Source organism: Stenotrophomonas sp. 80084_Sma, from assembly GCF_056481995.1.
Map to the genome: position 1 here is coordinate 2,702,744 of NZ_CM151177.1, position 19,493 is coordinate 2,722,236.

General features: G+C 67.5%; 9 protein-coding genes. 4 read left to right on the forward strand and 5 right to left on the reverse strand.

Going from position 1 to position 19,493, the window contains the following annotated elements; all coding sequences use genetic code 11:
• Positions 1-35 precede the first annotated feature (35 nt).
• Genes ACZK3W_RS12555 through ACZK3W_RS12565 form a run of 3 tightly spaced genes read right to left on the reverse strand, consistent with a single transcriptional unit; the run spans position 36 to position 3,899 of the window.
• On the reverse strand, positions 36-449 hold the full coding sequence (locus tag ACZK3W_RS12555; RefSeq protein WP_005409874.1) for an ExbD/TolR family protein: 414 nt from the start codon (positions 447-449) through the stop codon (positions 36-38).
• 10 nt (positions 450-459) lie between these two features.
• Complete coding sequence (locus ACZK3W_RS12560; RefSeq protein WP_125893648.1) at positions 460-2,244, reverse strand: DUF2341 domain-containing protein; 1,785 nt, start codon at positions 2,242-2,244, stop codon at positions 460-462.
• 38 nt (positions 2,245-2,282) lie between these two features.
• Positions 2,283-3,899 carry a ShlB/FhaC/HecB family hemolysin secretion/activation protein gene (locus ACZK3W_RS12565; RefSeq protein WP_125893650.1) on the reverse strand — a complete coding sequence of 539 codons (1,617 nt, stop codon included), beginning with the start codon at positions 3,897-3,899 and terminating at the stop codon, positions 2,283-2,285.
• A 201-nt stretch (positions 3,900-4,100) separates the two neighbouring features.
• Between ACZK3W_RS12565 and ACZK3W_RS12570 the strand changes: the two genes are divergently transcribed.
• Entirely contained in the window at positions 4,101-4,436 is a 336-nt protein-coding gene (locus ACZK3W_RS12570; protein WP_121503439.1) for a hypothetical protein, read from the forward strand.
• A gap of 130 nt (positions 4,437-4,566) precedes the next feature.
• Here ACZK3W_RS12570 and ACZK3W_RS12575 read toward each other — a convergent pair whose 3' ends face one another.
• Complete coding sequence (locus ACZK3W_RS12575) at positions 4,567-5,031, reverse strand: general secretion pathway protein (protein WP_180838024.1); 465 nt, start codon at positions 5,029-5,031, stop codon at positions 4,567-4,569.
• Positions 5,032-5,135: 104 nt separating this feature from the next.
• Between ACZK3W_RS12575 and gspH the strand changes: the two genes are divergently transcribed.
• The 3 genes from gspH to ACZK3W_RS12590 are packed head-to-tail and all read left to right on the forward strand — an operon-like array spanning position 5,136 to position 6,552.
• Complete coding sequence (gene gspH, locus ACZK3W_RS12580) at positions 5,136-5,582, forward strand: type II secretion system minor pseudopilin GspH (protein WP_049462512.1); 447 nt, start codon at positions 5,136-5,138, stop codon at positions 5,580-5,582.
• The gene (gene gspI, locus ACZK3W_RS12585; RefSeq protein ID WP_180838025.1) at positions 5,579-5,941 is read left to right on the forward strand and encodes a type II secretion system minor pseudopilin GspI; all 363 of its coding nucleotides are present in this window, start codon (positions 5,579-5,581) and stop codon (positions 5,939-5,941) included. The genes gspH and gspI overlap by 4 nt, the downstream gene beginning before the upstream one ends.
• On the forward strand, positions 5,938-6,552 hold the full coding sequence (locus ACZK3W_RS12590; RefSeq protein ID WP_125893654.1) for a prepilin-type N-terminal cleavage/methylation domain-containing protein: 615 nt from the start codon (positions 5,938-5,940) through the stop codon (positions 6,550-6,552). The genes gspI and ACZK3W_RS12590 overlap by 4 nt, the downstream gene beginning before the upstream one ends.
• Before the next feature lie 378 nt (positions 6,553-6,930).
• On the opposite strand, the gene ACZK3W_RS12595 is transcribed toward ACZK3W_RS12590, so the two are convergent.
• Complete coding sequence (locus ACZK3W_RS12595; RefSeq protein WP_478449962.1) at positions 6,931-19,329, reverse strand: filamentous haemagglutinin family protein; 12,399 nt, start codon at positions 19,327-19,329, stop codon at positions 6,931-6,933.
• Between the last annotated feature and the right edge of the window lie 164 nt (positions 19,330-19,493).

Genomic DNA, 19,493 nt, shown 5'->3' on the forward strand with positions numbered 1-19,493 from the left:
GGCTCCGGCCGAGGGGGTTGATGGGCCGTCATGCCTCAGCCCTGCGCCTTGCCGGTGACCAGGCCGACCTGGGCCAGCTCCAGCCGCCGCAGCAGGTCCAGTACCTCGACCACGCGGGCGTACTGCACCTGCGCATCACCGCGTACGATCACCGGAAAATCCGGTGTGGTCGCGCGCTCGGTACGCAGGCGGTCTTCCAGCTCGGCCATCGTCACCGGGTAGGCATCCAGGAACACCTGGCCGCTGGGGTCGATGGTGATCGCCTTGGTCTTCGGCTTTTCCAGGGCCACGCTGTTGCTGGCCTTCGGCAGATTGACCTCGATACCGGGGATGGAGGCATTGCTGGTCAGGATGAAGATCACCAGCACCACCAGCAGCACGTCGACGAAGGGCGTCACGTTGATGCCCTTCTCGCGCTTCTTGATGCCGAACTTCGCCTTCTGGCCCATGGCGCGCCCCTCAGCCCTGGACCGCGGCCGGGCCGCGCCCGTCCTGCTCTTCGGCCAGGCGCGCGGCGAACTCGTCGATGAACACCGCCATGTCCGCGCCGATCGCCTCGGCACGCGCGCCCAGGTAGTTATAGCCGAACAGCGCCGGAATCGCGACGCCGAGGCCGGCAGCGGTACACAGCAGCGCCGCGGCCATGCCGGGCGCCACCGAGTTGATGTCCACCGCGCCGGCCATCGCCGCCACCACGAACACCAGCATGATGCCGATCACGGTGCCGAACAGGCCCACGTAGGGCGCACCTTCGATGGTGGTCGACAGCCAGTTCATGCGCCGTGCCATTGCTTCCTGCTCGCGCACCATCACCGCATCCATCGAGGCACGGATCGCGGCGATGGTGGCACCGCTCAGGTAGCCACTGTTGCCATCGCGCTGGTGGCGCTGCTGCATTTCATCGATGGCCACCTGGTAGATGCGCCACAGCGAGCCGTCATGCATCGCGGTCGGCGCCTTGCCCTGGCGGTCCATCTCGGACAGAGTGCGCAGCGGCACACCGGACAACTTGCCGAAGCTCTCGGTGAATACCGCGTTGGCCTTGCTGGTGCGGCCGAAGTGGCGGCTCTTGGCAATCATGATCGCCCATGACATCAGCATCATCAGGCCGAGGATGGCGACCACCACCCAGGCATCGAACGGCATCGCCTTGAGGATGAAGCCGAAGTGGCTCTGGCCGGCCGACTGCTCGTCGGCGCCGTAGCTGATCAGGCGCGAGTCGGCGCCCTGAGCGGTGGCATCGGCCAGCAGCAGCGCGGCTGGACGTGCAACCCGCGAGACGCGCAACTCATCCAGCGCACCTTCGAAGTTGGCCAGCGGCTGCGCCGCGCCCGGCGCATCGGCGCCCACCACCGGCGCGGTACCCAGCGCCGGCAGCTCGCCGCTCAGCTGGGCCACTACACGGCCGTTGAGGTACAGCTGCAGCGCACCCTTCTCCGCGGTCAGTGCCACGTGCGCCCACTGCCCTTCCGGAATCGGCTGTGCCGGCGTGCTGCGCTGGCCATTGAGCTGAACGAACGGCACGCGGTTCTCGATACCGACCACCAGCTCGGAGGCGCCATCGCGACGGGCGTAGATCGCCTGCGCCGCATTGTTGCTGCCCGGCTTGATCCAGGCCGAGAGGGTCAACGGCGCCCCCGCTTCCTGTGCCAGCGAGGCGCTGGCCGGCAACGGCAGCGGGCCTGCGCCCAACTGCACGCCACGGCCGATCACCGAACCTTCGGACGGCGGCACCACAGCACCGGCATTGTTGCCGTAGGCGGTGGTGTCGCGTGCAGGCGCATTGGCTTCGGCGAAGTGGTAGACCAGCGTGTAGTCCGGGTCGAACACCTGCTGGCCGTTGCCGCTGGCCGGGGCCTTCTCGTTGCCGTAGTACATCCAGATCGTCTGCGGCGCCGCGGCGCTGACCGCCGGCACGTCCACCCAGACCAGGGCCAGGCCCAGCTTGGGATCGAACTGCTCGATCTGGTGGGCCAGCACGGTGCGGCCATCACCCGAGACGAAGCGCAGGTCATTGCCCGCATCCTGGGTGCCGTCAAAACCGAAGTTGCCGGTATGCAGGCGCAGCAGCAGCGGCGTACGGCCCGGGTCACCGGCCAGGCCCGCACCCTGCGGGCCGGCATCGACGGTAATCGGCTTGCGGTACTTCCATTCGGCCTGCCACCAATTGGCATCGGCCGCAGCAGCAGGCAGCGCAACCAGCGCGGCCAGCAGCAACAACACTCGGGAAAGCAAACGGTCCATGCGAAGGGTCTCCGGAGAACGCATGTTCAAGGGAAGGGTCAGTAACTGGTGCTGATGTTGAAATGCAGGCGCGGGTCGTCCTTGCGCGTGACCGGGCCATCGGCATAAGGCCAGGCGTAGTCCAGGCGCAGCTGCAGGTGCTCACCCAGGCGCAGCTGCGCGCCCAGGCCGACCGAGGCCAGGTTGTACTTGTCACGCTGCTCGGGCAGCGGCTGGCGCAGGCGCAGGTAGGCGGCGTCGGCAAAGCTGTAGACGCGCAGATCCGTGCCGCTCCACAGCGACCACGCCGGGGTACGCCATTCCAGGCTGGCCAGGCCGCCGTAGTCGCCGATCGCCTCGGCCGACAGATAGCCGCGCACGGTGTACATGCCACCGGCGGCGAACTGCTCGGCCGACACCAGCGGTGCGTCGGTCACCTGCAGCGAGCCGCGCGCGTACCACTGCCAATCGCTGCCGAAGGTGTGGGTGTTGGCCACATCGGCCTTGAACGCGATGAAACTGGGGTCCGCCCAGTAGCGCTTCTGCCCGAATCCGATGGCATCGCTGCCATAGCCGAACAGGCGGCGGGTACCGGCCACCAGCTGGGTATTGATGCTCAACTGATCCTGCTCGCCCTGGCGCACACCGACAAACGCCAGGGTGATCGGCGCGTACTTCAGCGGCGTCTTCAGGCTCTCCTTGCCCATCTGCGTGTCTTCCTCGGTGTCCTTGAAGTCCACGCCGAGGCTGAGCTGGCGCCACCACTGGCTGCTGCCGGCCAGTCGATAGTTGAGCTTGAGACCGATCGAATGGCCGTTGCCGATTACATTGGTTCCGGTGCCGGTACCCACCTGCCCACCCGCGTTCAGCACGCGGCTGTCGGACTTGTAGCCGGACGCTTCCAGGCTCCACGGCGTGCCCTCGAACGGCATCATGTACGAGGCCGAGAACACCTTGGCCTGCTTGGTATCTTCCGGCGCCAGGTACACGCCGATGTTGGCGCTGTGCCCGCGCTTCCACAGGTTGTCGTAGGCCAGCGATGCACTCAGGCGCAGCTTCTCGGTGTCGGCGCTGTGGTCGTTGTTGAGTGACGCGCTGGCACGCCACGGCGACTTCTCTTCGACCTGCAGGTCCACATCCATCGTGCCCGGCACCTGGCCCTCGCGCACCAGCGGCATCACCTGCCGACGTCCACCTTCATTCAGCGCGGTCAGTTCCTTCTGCGCCTGGTCGAAGTCCGGCACCTTGCCCTCGGCAAGTGCCGGCACGCGTTCGCGGATGCGTTCGGGCGATTCGTGCTTCGTGCCTACGACCCGCAGCTGCCCGATCGGCGTCTGCTGCACCTTCAGCAGCACGACGCCGCCACTGACCTGCTGCTCGGGCAGCTCGACGTAGACCGACTGGTAGCCTGCCTGCTGGTACAGCGCATTGACGGCATCGCGCGCCTTCTCGACATCGGCCAGGGTCTTGCCCGGGCCGAGGAACGGCTCCACCGCACGTTCGATCTGGCGCGGATCGAGCACGGTGTTGCCGCGCACGATGTATTCATTGATGTTCACGCTGGGCGCAGGCGCCGCGTCCTGCGCGAACAATGGCAGCGGCATCGCGGCCAGAGCCAGCACCAGCGGATGCAGGCGCAGCGGAAGGCGGACGGCTCGGCACGGAACAGGAGTCATCGAAGGCATCGCGTCGTATCGAAGGGAGTGGCCAGGGAGCGGCGCGTGGGTCTACCAACAGGACGTGTACGTCGCGTCAAAGCCGCCAATAGTTTTGTGACAGCACTGTCATCTTTTGACAGCGCCGGAACAGTTGCAGGCGGACACTGTCTTCGCCATACGTCTTCATTGCTGAGCGTCGGTTTTCGCAGGAGATTCAAGATGAGTGAGTCGTTGGAGGCGGGCCTTCGCCCTGCCCTCGCCCTTGCCTTGTTGCTGGCGTTGCCATCGGCCTGGGCCGGAGAGGCGAAGAAGCAGGACGATGCCGCGCCGTGCATCGAAGTACAGGTCAACGGCGAGCGCATCCCCGCCTGGGAGTGCCTGCAACGCAAACTGGCCCCGGCGCCGAAATCGGCGAAGTCACCGGCACTGCCTGAAGCCGAACGCCTGATGCGGCAGCCGGGCAACCAGCTGATGCAGTACAACCTGGAAGGCACACGACAGCGCATGGGCGATGCCTTTGGTCGTTCGGTGGAACCGCAGCGTCCGGCGCGTTGAGCCTGCGCAGCCGTGGAGCCGGGCCCGCGCTCGGCAGGATTTTGTAGAGTCGAGCCATGCTCCACTGGATTTTGTAGAGTCGAGCCTTGCTCGACTGTTCTTCCAGACGCAGCCGAGCGTGGGCTCGGCTCTACAGGGAGCTGGCGGGCACGATGCCATCGGTCGGCACCGCTGGCAGCGCGGGCACCGGCAGGCTGCGCGATTGCCCGGCCTGGTTCAGTTCCACTGCGCTGGCACTGATGCTGGCCAGTACCGTGCAGGGTCCGAGTCTTTGGCCGGGCGCATACGCTTCCGCTGGGCGTCCATCTACCGAGAGCAGGGCCAATGGCGCATGGTCACCCGCCATCACGCCCAGCACGACCACCTCGGTCTGCACCGCACCGGGCGACAGCAGCCGCACCAGTGGCAGGCTGGCCACTGCATCGAACATCGGCCGTACCGGCGCCTCGGCATGCGCTTCGCTCGCGGCCGCCGCTGGCGCCACCGCAGACAGGGTGACGCTCCAATAGGCCACCACGGCCAGCAGCAGCGTCGCCGCCAGCAGGGTCAACATCCGATTCCGATCCCAGCGCCTGCCGTCCATGTTCCACATCATCGCCACGTTCGTGTCCGCCTACGCTAGCAGGTGCGGCTGACGCTTTTGTTTCATCATGCGGGCCTACGCTGGCACGCATCGGCAAGGGACAGGAGGCAATGTCGATGCGACGCATCCCGCGTGGTTTCACCCTGCTGGAACTGATGGTGGTGCTGGTGATCATCGGCATCTGCACGGCAGGCATCGGCCTGGGCCTGGGCAGCCTGCTCGACCCCGCGCGCCAGCTGCGGCAGGAAGGCGAACGACTGGCGCAGCGCCTGCAGGTGGCGCGCGACGAGGCCCGCATCGATGGCCGCCCCCTGCGCTGGCAGGCCGACGCCGCCGGCTATCGTTTCAGCCGCCTCGAAGGCAGCCGCTGGGTCACCGTTGAACGCGATGATCTGCTGCGTCCACAGAAGTGGCAGGCTGCAGGCATCGCGGTGCAGCCCACCAACGCCATCGAGCTGAGCCCGGAGTGGATCGGTACCGCCTGGGAGCTTGGACTGTCGCTGGACGGCCGCGCACTGCGTCTTCGTGATGATGGCAGCGGACAATTGCAGGTCGTGCAGTGAAGCAGACGGCGTGCGGATTCTCCCTGATCGAGGTGCTGATCGCGCTGGCGATCGTATCGATTGCACTGGCTGCGGTGATGCGCTCGGTGGCAGTGGCGACCGACGATCAGTCACGGCTGCGCGACCGTCGCCTGGCGCTGTTGTGCGCGCAGGACCGCTGGCAGGAGCTGCGCCTCGTCGGGCAGCCGCCGCGGGATGCGCGGCAGCGCTGTGTGCAGGGACGCGGCAGCTTCCTGGTCCTGCAGCATCTGGGCACTGGCAGCGACGGGCAGCCGCAACTGGAATTGACCGTGGTGGCCGAAGATGCACCGCGACAGTCGCTGGCCCGGATGCAGCTGCCGTGGACGGCGGCGCAATGAGGCGCGCCGTGCGTGGCTTCACCCTGATCGAGGTGATGATCGCGATCACCATCATGGGCGTGCTGGCGCTGATCTGCTGGCGTGCGCTGGACAGCGTGGCCAGCAGCGACCAGCGCCTGCGCCAGGCCGATGCCGAGACCACGACGGCGCTGCGCGTGCTGCAGCAGTTCCAGCGCGATATTGAAATGCGTGCCGACGATGCGCTGATGAATGGCGCGGTGCGCCCGGCAGATCGTCCGCAGCGATTGCTGCCCCCGTCGCTGGTGAGCGAGCGGCACCCGGATGGCAGCTTCGCGCTGGAGATCACCCGCAGTGTCGGCAGTGATGGGCTGCACTGGCAGCGGGTGCGCTGGTGGCGGCAGGGCAGCACGCTGTGGCGGGCCAGTGGTGCGGCTACGGACCGGTATCCCCTGCCCGCACCAGATCCGTCGAAGGGCATTGCGGTGGCGCGCGATGTGCAGCGGTTCGAGGTGCGGGCGTGGCAGCCTGGAACGGGATGGGCCGTGTTGCCGAGCGAGGGCGAGGTATTGCCGGCCACCGGACTTGAACTGCGGTTGGGCCTGCGCGATGGGCGTGGGCCGTTGAGTTACCGGCGGGTACTGGAGCTTTAAGATTGGTTCGTGGCACCGCATCCACGCATGGCGTGGATCTACTGCCGAGCTGCTTCTACTGCAGAGCCTGCTCTGGTGGGTGCCGACCGTTGGTCGGCACTGACGCTGTCCGGGCATCCACGCATGGCGAGGATCTACCGCCGACCAAGGTCGGCATCTACCGTGACACATGCGCGTCCCTCCTGCCGCCGGGCGCTCTCCTGCACCCGGCGGCGCTGTGTCGGTGGTCCTCACCGCTGATGGCCTCTCCCTGCCCTCCGTGCCGTCCTGGCTGGGGCCGCCACCGTTCCCTGGCGGCTGGCCCGATGCTGCAGCCCGATGCGGTGCACCGGGCAATGCGTGCCGACCAAGGTCGGCACCTACCGTGGCGTGCAATGCCTATCGGCGCTGCGTGCCTTCGTCGCGGCTTGCCTGCGGGAACTGGAAGGCGCTGTTGGCTTCGTAGCCGCTGTTGGCAGTGGTACCGCGTGCCGGCGGCGCAATGCTGCTGGTGCCACTGCCGAAGCCGAGGATCTGCACGCTGATCACCGATGGCTGGTTGCGCCGCGCGTCGTCCTGGCTCTTGCGCATCACGTCCTGTGCGGCCTGGCTGGCACTGTTCGCTGCAGCACTGGCCGACGCCAGCGCATTGACGTTCACCGTGGCCAACACCGGCAGGCCCTTGCTCTCACCCTGCACCTGGATGTTGGCCGCGTTGAGCACCTGCAGCGCGGCAAGGTTGATGTTGCCCGAAACACGGATGCCCGCTTCGCCCGCATCGATGGTGCCCAGCGGCGCGATCAGGTCGACGTCGCCCGGCGGCACTTCGGCGATGGGGTTCAAGGTGGCGATGCCTGCGCCACTGGCGGGAGCCTGCGGCGACAGGATCACATTGCCCCAGCCGTCATAGACGCGACGCGGCGGCGTGTACAACAAGGTGGTCCGCGAACCGCGACCGGCATTGATGTCACCCTGCTCCGACCAGGCCAGGATGTCACCGCCGAACGTCGTCATCACCCGCGACAGGCCCAGCAGCACGCTGTCCTGGCTGAACAGCCGGATGTCACCCTGCCCTTGGGTCACCAGCCCGGCACTGGCCGGTGGCACCACGCCCTGTACACCCACCACGATCTGTCCGCCCGGTGCCATCAGCTCGATGTTGCCACCGGCTTCGGTACGTACGCCGGCGCCGCCATACATCAGGATATCGCCGGTGCGTTGGATCGTCGCACCTGCTGCATCCTTGTCCGGCATCAGCGTGGCGATGGCCTCACGGCCCCGCAGGTAAGAACCAACACGTGGCCCATTCCGATCGTTGTACTCGCGGCCGCCTTCGCGCAGTTCGGCGTAGTAGACCTGGCGCAGGAACATCCGTTGCTGTTCGCTCGGCAACCGGTCGAACGCAGCCAGCGCCTCGGCGCCGTCGACGGCCAGGCCGAAGCGCTGCTGCAGCCACTGCTTCAACTCCTTGTCATAGATCTTCACCGCCTTGCCGGGCTGCGATGCCAGCGACTGCGCCGGGTCGGCCAGGTTGACCGGGTCCAGGTAGCGCGTGCGCAGTGCATCGAAGTCAATGCCCTGATTGCCGGCAGTCACTGCGATGCTGGCACCGGGACGGGCATCGCCCTGGACGACGCCACCCAGGCTCACGATGCTTCCGGCCTCTTCCTGGCGCAGCTGCCGGCCCGCACTCACTTCAACGTTGCCAGGGCCGGCCACCGTCAGGTTGCTGCGGATGATGTCCCGGCCCGCCTCGATCCCGCTGATATCGGTACCGCTGGTGTTGAGCGCGGTGACGTTCGCATTGATCACGTCGCGACCGGCGCGCAGCTGTACGGCCGAGCCCGCTTCGTACCAGTCGAACAGTGTCCGGCTCTCCTCGCCGATGTTCCGCCTCAATTGCCTGCGCCCGCCGCTGCCCAACCCGATGATGTCACCGGCAACGGCATAGAAGCGGCTGGGCGACGTGGGCCGGGACGTCAGCGCACCCGTGGTCGGAGTACTGGGGCCGAACGCGAACAAGGGCAGGTTCGCCGACGGATCCGCTCCCTGCACCCCATCGTCGGAGAGATTGTGGCCGACCCGGGTCAGGCTGGCGCCCCGCTGGGCCACGAATGCAGGATCAAACGGGCCAGGCAGGCGGGCGTCGCTACCGGAACGTGCAATGCCGGTGGCGTTGATCGCGGCATGGATCGAGCCTCCGGCCAGAACATCGAGCTGGCCGCTGGCCGAAGGCGCGAGCAGGATCACATCGCCCGTAGTCGCCCCTGGTCCGAGACCTCGAAGCGGGGCGCTGATGATGTCACCACTCGCTGCCACCGCGCTGAACCTGGACGGATACAGCCAGTAATTGATGCTGGCGGGAACGGATTGCTCGCGCAGCGCGATGCCTTCAGCGAACATGTTGCTACCGGTTGCATGCAGAGTTCCGGCCAGGCTGGGTGCGAGATTTCCGCCTGCCGAGAACAGGTCCAGTGCCGTGCCTCGGGTCCAGAGCGAGAACCACGTCGTGCCAGCTGCATGCTGGCCATCGCCCAGAACCACGTCGTTGTAGTTGGCCGTCGGTACACGCCCTGCATCTGCGGCGCCACCGAGAACAATGTCACCGCGGGCCTGCAGGCGGGCAGTGGAATCACCCAGAATGAGCAGGGGCCCCGCCATCGCCACCGGGGCGTCCGCCACGAACGGATCCATCAGGCCCAGCGTTCCGTAGCTGCTCTGTATCGCGCTGAGGCCACCGATGCGTGCCGCCTGCAGCAGGGTGCTGCCGCGCAGGTTGGTCATCGCGCCATTGAGATCCAGATCCTGCAGGAAACTCTCCGGCTGCTGCGCGCTGGCGCGCAGGCCAGGATTCAACGCACCGCCACTGCGCAGGGTCAGGTCGCCGCCACCGGTCAGATGCAGCTCACCATTGCTGACGCGCCCGGTCGACCCTACCGCAGCGACAATCGCGCTGGAATGAGGCGCGGTCAACAGACCCAGGGCATTGCCCATCGGGTCGAGCACGCCCGCGTGGCGGCCCGCTTCCAGTGACAGATTGCCGCCTCCCAGCGTGCCGAAGCCGGTGAACCCGACCATGCGGGGAGCTGCGTCCGCTTCGGCGCCCACGGTGCTGTACGTGCCGAAGTTGATCCACCAGCTCGTCGGTGTTGCCTGGACGCCTTCGGTGGTGCCCGTACCCTGCCGCCACAACCAGCCGCCCACGGCTGCGCTTGAATGCCCGGCCTGGTCGCGCTGCGCCGTACCGGATTCGGACCGGGCGGTCCAGGCGTCGCCGATGATGTCGCGCCCGGCTTCAACCCTGAGATCGCCGCCATGGTCGGGATACCACGCACGGTAACTGGCCAGTGCCGCATCATAGTTGCCCGAGACCTGGTTCTTTCCCAGCAGCGAGGTGTGCCAGGGCGCAGCCGTTCGCACCGGATTGAACTGGGGGTCGCTGCCATCGCCCAGCAGCGTCGGCGCACCTGCGGTGTACACGCCGAAGCCGGACTTCATGCGCACGTCCTGCGCGGCCAGCAGTGCCAGATCACCCTTGCCGGTACGCAGCACGCTCCAGGCCGGTGCGCCCAGGCGCTTGCCGTAGGTGGTGACTTCGGTAAGCGTGCCGCCGCCGTAGCAGTAGCCCATTGCCGCGCAGATCTCTTCCTCCGACATGCCCATCTCGGCGCCCAGTTCCGTAGCCGGGCGACCGACCCAGGATTCATCGCCCCACCATGCCAGCGAGCCTTCCTTGTCCACCAGGCGCGGGGCGGGGCCGCAGAAGGCGCCTGCGCCACAGATCTCCGCCTCGGTGGTCCCGATGATCTCGGCCACCTCGGCAGGTGACTTTCCGGCCAGACTCTCATCGCCCCACCAGTACAGAGAACCTTCCAAATTGACGATTCGATCACCCTTCCATTCCGTCGTCTTGGTCACCGTCCCGATGGTGCTGTAGTGGCTGTCGGCCAGCACGATGCTGCCGTCACTTCCCCAGCTGCGGGTACGCGGATCGGCAGCGGTCGTATCGGCACCGGCCACTGCAGTCAGATCCCACGAGGTGGTGCCTTCGGGCAGCATCGCCGCCAGCGCCCAGTTTCGCCCCTGGCGCCCGCTGGCGTCGGCCGCCCGCAGCTTCACCGGTGCATCGCCTGGCAGCTCCACCTTGGTCATCGACGGGATGATCGCACCGGCATGCAGGTTCAGCGCGCCTGAAAGCTTCATCGCCATGGGCAGGGTGACGCCGGCCGGCCACACCTGTGCGGCCAACGGCGCCGGCGTGCGCAGGCGGAAACCGGCACCCAGTCGGGCACCGGACTGCAAGGCCAGCGCCTCTGCCAGCACGGTGCCGGCCGCCATCACCTGCCCGCTGTCTGTGGTCACTACCGCGCCCAGCACGGTACCGGCCGGCAGCAGGAGCGGTCCGGACAACACCATCTCTGCCGGCAGCACGGTTCCCGCCGGCAGGGTCACGGCCTCGAAGGGCAGTGCATAGTTCAGCGTCGCGCCAGCACGGAATTCGGTGCCGCGCTGCAGCTGTACACCTTCGCCGGGCACGATCAGGTCGCCACCGAACGCCGTGTTGGGCGTACCGGCACTGCGCCCCTCCAGCAGCACCCAGCCGTCCTCATCGGGATTGGCAGGCGGCGGCGCGAATCCATCGTTGATGCTGCCGTAGACGTTGATATCGCCTTCGGCGCGCAGCACCAGCGCTGCCGATTCACCGAAGCCTCGGCGCGCTGGATCGGTCCGGTTCGACTGCGGTCCGTAGCGGTAGCCGGACAGATCGATATCGCCGGCCACGACCAGATCGCCACGCGGGTTGTCACTGCTGGTCCGCGCCACGATCTGCACGCCGGGACGCAGGCGATAGCTGCCCAGTGCGGCAGTGCGCTGCTGCAATCCCGCATTGGCCAGTGCGGCATTCATCCACTGGCTGTTGTCCGGGTCCACAACCGTGTCCAGCCAATGCTGGTTGATCACCTGCGGACGATGGCCATGCACGTCCGGAGCGCTTGTCAACGGCGCCGAATCATAGCTGCGGAAGGCGTTGACCTGGAGATCGGCGGCACCGGCGATGCGGAGTCCGCTGGCCACGTCAATCGCAGCGTCGTTGCTGCCCACGCGTGGCACGTTGAGCTTGACGCTGCCGCGTGCGCGGCCATCGTTCTGACCCGGGCTGCTACCCGTGGCCACCGAGGTGCCGGCGCGCAGGTCCATCGATGAGGTCGCGCCCAGCTGCAGGCTGCCACTGGCCGAGGTCAGTTCGATCATCGCCCGGTTCGGGCTGTCGATGATCTTGCCGTAACTATCGACGCGCAAGGCGCTGCCATGCGCGTCCAATGTGCCGTCGATACGCAACACATCGCGGGCGGACAGGCGGATGCTGCCGACCTGTTCGCCACTGGCATCAATGCGGCCATTGACGAGCAGGCTGCCGCCATCGACGCTGATATCCACGTTGCGTGCCTTCACTTCATCGCCAATCACCAGGCCGCCTTCGCTCAACTGGAACGTCCGGCCACCGGTAATGCCACCGGCGGTAAGCCGGGTGTTCAGCCCGGAGAAGTCCTGCAACTGGCGTGCACGTACCACCAGTTCGCCGCCGTCGTAGGGCACTTCAGTGCCACCGGCGTCGTAGCGGCCGCTGGCTCCGCCAAGCAACGTACCTGCCAGATCTATACGGCCGCCCTGCGCGCCCAGCGCAGCGACCGTCAAGCGGCCGCCGCGGTTGTTGCGGGCAGAAAGATCGATGCGCGACGCCGCGTCGGCAACGATGTCACCGTCACGGCTCGACAGCGCTACGTCGCCGCCCCAACTGTACTTGTCCACGTCGAACAGGCTGACCTTCCGCCCCGCCATGTCCAGCACTGCATTGCTGCCAAGCGCCACGCCCTGGCGGGCATTGGCTTCGAACCGGCCGGACGCCAGCGCCACCCGGCTGTCGATCACAACGCGTTCGGCCGTGATGGACAACTCCGCACCCAACGCATCGCTGCCCGCGGTTGCCGCAGCACCGCGCACCTGCACCGTACCGCCATTGCGGATTGCCAGCTGAGCGCCCGCACTGCCGGTCAGCAGCGGGGTAACGATATCCAGCGCGCCGCCGCTGAACTGCCAGCCGCTGCCTGCCACGTAATCGCCCTGCCGCTGGAAGACATCCAGACTGCCCTTGCCGGAGAACAACATGCGATCCGATGCTGCCAGGGTAACGCCGGCGAAGCCGAGCACCTGGCGATCCGCGGCCACCGACGAACTGGGCCGGGTAAAGGGCGCACGCCCCAGCTCCAGCACCCGTGCATTGATTTCCAGCTGCCCTTGGCCAAGCCGGCCCACCATCGCCTCGCCGGCCGGCTGGGTCTGCTCACCGCCGGGCAACGTGGTGCCGGCCAGCGTACCGTCCCAGACCAGCGTATCGGCGAAGATGCGCGCGTGGTCGGCCGCAGAGCCGTAGCCATGAATGGCAGGGGCGCCCAGCACCAGGCTGCGCAGGCTGCTGCGTCCGGTTGCGCCCTCACGGGTGTCCAGGTCCACGCTGCCGAAGACATTGATGGCATCGCGCGCGGTCAGGCTGAGGGCCTCCAGCGCCGGCGCGCCGGTGGCGGTGTTTCCCCGCAGCAATCGCTGCAACACCTCCTGGTTCATGGTCATGCCCGCCGGCAGGGCGCCGGCCGCCGCTGCCGCCGCAATGGCCTCGGCGCTGCCGAGATTGAGCGCCGACATGCCCAGGCCGAGCTGGCGCGTGCCGTAGCTCACCGCGTCGCCAATGCTCAGCGCGCCGTCGGTGACCACGTTGATGCTGCCTGCCGACAGCAACCGGGTCTGGCCATTGCAGTCCACCACGCATCCGCCGATGTCGATCGCCACCGGACCGCCGGCACTGCCGCCCTGCGCACTGAGCGCCGTCAAGCGCTGGTTGGACACGGCAAGCAGGCCGCCCGACACCAGGTAGGGCGCCGTGGGCTGTGCCACGCGCGAGGTATTTGCCCCGGTCAAGGTATCGATCGAAGCGCCCTGCTCCACCAGGATTCCCTTGCCTCCGAACGCGGCCGACAGAAGCACTTCCTGCGCCGTCAGGTTGACGCCGTTGCGCACCACGATGTGCTGCGCCCTGCCCTCCAGCGAATGGGTCGTCGCGTCACGCCGCAGCACGCCGCCGATCAGCATCGTCTCCGGGCGGAACGCATTGAGCGCCGAATCGAAGAGGGTGGCGCCGCTGCCGCTGCCGGCACTACCGCCTTCGGTGGCAATCTCCAACGTCGCCTCATTGGAGGCGAGCAGATTGACCGAAAGCGTGCCGCCCCGCCCGTCATTGCTGCCGGCGTTGAAGCGCGACACGCCTTGGAAGATCGCGGCTGGCACGCTCGAACGTCCGGCGCCCTCACCCAGTGCCAGGCTGAGGTTGCCGGCGTCCGTAGGCCGCCAGCGCAGCGCTTCACCACGCCGCTCAGCCACGCCCTGTACGAACGCGCTGTAGGGGGTCTCGTTGTAGCTGGCATGGCGGCGCACCACATCCGCCGGCGTCAGCACCAGATCGGTGAGCAGCGATGAAACTCCACCGCCCAGGCTCTGCGCCTGGTGTCCACTGACGCGCCAGGAACCCGTGCCGGTCGCCACTGCCTGGCGGCTGCCGACTGCGCTTTCGGCGCCAATTTCGACGCGGAATGCGCCCTTCTGCAGTGCGTAGCTGGCCGGCAGCAGCATGTAGGTTCCCGCCGGGAGGCCGGGAACCCCGGCAGGTATGACGATCTGCTGGCCGATGCGCGGATCGGTGCTGCCATCAGCAATCGCCTGCGGCGCCTGCGTGTCCGAGCGTCCCGGCATGATCGCGTAGACCGCATTGTCGCTGCCGCTGAAGCGGTAGCGCGGGTTCGCATCCACCAACGCATGCCGCAGGATGTCCACCGAGCCACCGCGCCCGGCCACGAATGCAGCACCGGACAGCTCGCCCCCGCCGGACACATCCAGCACGCTGCCCGCCACGCCATCGAAGGCGTTGGCGACGATGTCGATACCGATCGGGATGTTGGTCGAGCCGGGGCCCAGCACATCGAAGTCGGCACCGTTGCGGCGCCAGCCCACACCATCCACGGTACCGCCAAACGGCAGCTGCAGGCCGGCACCGCTCACCGACGTCACGCTGCCTGCAAGCAGGTCGACGCGGCTGGCCACATCGGCGCCGAATTCTCTGCCACCCAGCTGCACACGGCCCCACGGCGCCTGCACATTGCCGCCCTGCACCACCGTCGCCGCCACCAGCTCCAGGCTTCCGAACGCAGAGTCCGGTGCCGGTTGCGCGCCGCCTGCAATGCCATGGATGCGCAGTACGGCGTCGGGGTTCTGCCAGGACGGCAGGCCTGAAGGCCCGATGTCGGGTACGCCCGCCACGATGCGTCCCTTGGCCCGGGCCGCCGGATACATGCGTGCGGCGCTGATATCGATCGAACCCGGGCTTGCAAGCGTGGATTCCCGTGAACTACTGGCGACCGCGGCCAGCATGCGAATGTCACCGCGGCTGCGCAGCGCGACCTGATCAAATCCCGCCAGCCAGGTGACGTCGCGCAGGTCGATCAGATCGGCGCTCACGTCCAGGCGATGCTGGCGGCCGCTGTCGAACGCTGCCTCCAGTGGGCGCAACGTGCCTTCCCCGGCCGGCTGCCACCAGCGCCCCTGCGCAAGGCGGACATATGGCGCGCCCAGTTGCAGGCGGCCACCCTCGCTGTTGCTCGGGACGAGGCCGAGGTAACGCTCATTCAAGCCCTGAATGCGCAGGCTCTGGTCTATGCGCAGATTGACATCTCCCTGGGCGCGGATGTCGCCGAACAGGGCCAGATGATCGAAACCACCGGCCTCGATCTGCTCCACCGACAGTGCCGCATGGCCGTACTCAAGGCGTGCAGGCAGGTCGGTCGTCTGCGCGGCGTGCTGGGTCAGCGAGATCACCCTCGGCGCCAGCACTTCCTTGTTCATTGCCGTTCTGCCGTAGGTTCCGCCACCGAAGGCAACGCCGAGGGTGCCACCGCGCGCGCCGTCGCCGCCCGCTGCTGCCTCCAGGTCGCCCTGCAGGTACAGCGCATTGCCGGCGCGCAGCACGATACTGCCGCCGTCGCTGTCCACCCGGGTGCGCCCGCTGCCATCAATGTCCAGCAGCGCCGAAGCACCGGACGCGTCCAGCCGCGCACCGCGCTCCACCACCACGAAGGTATCGGGCGGCAAGTGGCGTACGTTGTCCTGGTCTTCCCAGTCCAACGCCCCCCCGATCTCGATCGTTCCGCCCTTGCGCACCTGTCCGCGCAATGTCCCGCGCGCGTCGGGCAGGGAAACGCTGTCGCCGCTCACGTCCAGCAGGGCGCCCTCGGCAATCGTCCAGCGACGTTCGCGGCGTTGATCGCCACGCACACCGGTCGGATCGAATGCCTCGTCCAGGCGGATACGGCCGCCGGCCGCCTTCAGACTGCCAGCCACGTCCAGGTTGCCGGCGCTGAACAGTTCGATCGTCTGGCCGGCATCGACCTCGATCCTTGCGCCCTTGCCAACGCGCAGATCGGCCGTGGACAGCAGATGCCCCGCGCGCAGTGCCAGGCTCGCGCCGCCGCGCTGCGATACGCGTCCACTTGTCGGATCGGCCTCATACAACGATGGCATCCAAGCCTGCACGCCCTGCTCGCGGGCCAGTGCCTGTTGTGCGCCCTCGGCCAGGCGCAGCGCCGGTCGTTCCACCGTTAGCTGAGTACCGTCTTCAACTGTCAAACCGTTGTGACCGGCGATGTCATAGCGGGCAAAGCCACTCCTGAACAGTGCTGACTGCAATCGCAACGACGCCGCCGATGCATCCGTGCCAGGCGCGCCGATAGACACCGCACCGCCTGTTGCCAGCGTGAAATTGCCGCTTCCATTGCCGAGCGCGCTGAAGCCTGCGCCATCGCCGATACGGATCCGCCCGCTGCCGTCGGTGGCAACCTCGGTGCTGGCCGCGAGCAGGCTGACACTGCCGCCCTTGCCTACGCGCCCTTTGCCACTGCCATCGATCGCGCCGCCGGCATCGACAAGAATCGCTGCCCCTTCACCCACACGGATGTCGTGACTGCTGTTGAAGCGCATCTGTCCACCGTCGATCCACGCCTGCGCGGGGTCGCCATCCGGCGCAGCAAGCGCGTTACTCCAACTGCCGCCAAGATCGATCCGTGCGCCCGCCGCAACATCCACCGCGCCGCGTCCGGACCTCAGCAGGGCCGTGGGCCCGCCGAGCGCCGGAAGCAGGTTGCCGGCCTCCACCTGCCCGCCGGCAATCTGCACCGTTCCACCGAAGCTGACGCGGCTTGCAGTGAGCCCAAGCCGGCCGCCCTCCTGCAACCTGAGCGTGCCATCCAGGTCGATGCGGCCCGCCGAAGCGAGGTCCACCTGCCCCCAACGCTGGGCGCTCAGGACCTCACTGTCCAACCACACGGTATTGCGCTGTGTTTCCCCGATCGGCACCTGCAACGTCCATGACCGGGTGTCGGCCTCGAGCGCTCCGATGCGGATCTGCGAATCGAACACTGCACTTCGGCCAGTGTTGTCGAAACGCCCGAGCCAGAGCTGGGCGTTTCGGGCCGCGGCCGTCTGTGCCTGCACGTACCCGTCCTGCGCCTGGTCCGGGCGGCGGGTCTGCTGCAGGCCCTGGAAGGCCACCGTATCCACCTGGCCCTGCAGGACAGCCGTGGGCGCCGAGATCAGCAGACGGCCAGCATCGCGTCCCACGGTATAGCCATTGTCGAAACGCTGGGTGGGTGCCACCAGCGGATTGCGGAACGATTCGGTCACCCCCCACCGTTCCTGCTTCACTTCATAGCCCTGGTACAGACCGTCGTACAGCATCTCGGCCGGTGCATCATCAAGCCGGTACAACTGCCCGTCGCGGCCACGCAGCCAGCTCTGCTGCACCACGCCGGACTGCACATCCAGGCTGCCACCGGCCAGATTGATGTGCGAACCGGCGTGGCTGACGACTTCCTTGCCTGCCAGCTGGACGGTTCCACCCTGTGCTGCCCATTCGCTGATCGAATGCCCCTGATTGTCCAGGTAGCCCCCCACTTCCAGCAGGCCGCCGCCGGCATACCAGCGCGTACCTTCATAGCCGCCGGTACCGGCGGCGACTTCGGTCAACTGGCGGCGGTCGATCCACACCTCGCTGCTGATCAGCTTGCCGCTGTCACGGTTGTCTGGCGAATCGCGCAACTCATTGCCCTGCACCTTCACCTTGACGTTGTTGCTTTCCATCGCCACCTGCACGCCCACCGCACCGGAGACGTCCACGCGCGCGCCATCATCCAGATAGCTGCGCCGGCTGGCGTCGGCGATCACCTGGCCGCCGGTGGCCACTGCCAGTGCGCCGGCCTGGAAGTTCACATCGCCGCCGGAGACGACTTCGATGCGCGATTGCTCGCGGCGATCCTGCAGGCGCGAAAGATTGTCGAAGGTGCCGCTGCTGCTGGAACCGCGCAGCTTGTCCTGCTCGGTGGATTCCTTGATGAGCGCGTCGCGCTGGCTGTCCAGCGCCGTGCTCTTGCCATCGTCTTCCAGCAGTACTGCAGTGGTCGAGCCGGAGGCCAGGGTCACACTGCCCGCCGCATCGGACGCCGAGTTCAACAGGTGCACCGTACCGCGCTGATTCAGCGTGGTGGACGCGACTGCAACGCCAGCCTGTTCGACCCGGCGTCCAGCCAGGGTGATGTCGCCCTCGCGTGCCTGGATCAGACCGCTGTTGCGAACGCTGCCGGCCGTGCTGTCAGCGACGAAGCGCGGTGCGATCTCGTTGCCACGGGTGGTCGATGCAGTGTTCTGCGCCGTGCCCACGCCACGGCGGATCACGAAACTGTCGCCGGCGGCAAGCTGGGTCTGGCCTTTGCGCGTCTCGATCTGGCCCGCGTTCTCCACGCTGTGCCCAGCCAGCAGCACGTAACCACCGCCCCGCGTTGCCGTGGTCGGCTCGTGCGTGGTGATGCGCGCACCGCGTTCGACCATGACTTTGCCTACGGCGTCGGTCAGCGCCGAGGTGTTCGCGTCGGCACTGTACAGACCCTGCTCACGGAACTGCGCGTCGCTGATGCGCGCTGCCGCCGCCACCAGGTTGCGGACATTGACCTGGCTGTTGTTGCCGAACACCACGCCATTGCGGTTGGCAACGAACACCGTGCCATTGGCCTTCAGCTGGCCAAGAATCTGGCTGGGCCGTGCGGCGGGATCATTGACCCGGTTCAACACGGCCCAGTCGGGGTTCTGCAGGAAATTCAGTGTGGTGTTGCCACCAACGTTGAAGGTTTCCCAGTTCAGGATCGCTTGGTCGGCTGTCTGCTCAATGTTGACCAGCACCCGCCCGTCGGCGGCCTGCGACTGGATCGCCTCGCGGGCGTTGATCCAGCCGCGGGTCAGCGGATTCTCGTCGACCTTCAGGCCATCCTTGCCCAGGCCATCGGCGATCACGAAGCCCGCCTCGCGGCGCGCCTGCCGTGCCTGTTCCTGCAGGCGCTGCTGCAGGGCGATGGCCTGCGCGGCTGTGCCGAGGTTGTCGATGGACTGCTGCAGTTTCTGCCGCGCTGCATCCTGCTGCTGTGCGGGCAGCTGGAACTGGATCGGCACGCCGTTGGGCATGCGCCCGCTCTGTGCCGCCGCGCCCTGCGCCGCACCGCGCTCGGCGAACCAGCCGGGGCTGAATGCCTGCTGGGCCTGGCTGGCCGGGGCCACCATGCTGCCAAGGGCCACGGCGACGGCCCAGGCCATCGGGTGGCTGCGCCACAGGGCGGCAGGGAAACGGGCGGTGGGCGAATGCGGGTGCGACATCGGGGACCTCGTCAACCTGATGGGCCGCGTCGGCGGCGGCGTGTACGGATGGGCCTGCGCCAGGCACGCCCTGCACCTCATAGACGGTGGTAGCGGTGTGAAGGCGACACGCCCATCACTGTCATGCAGCGGACAGACGCAGAAGGCGCCGGCATTGCTGCCGG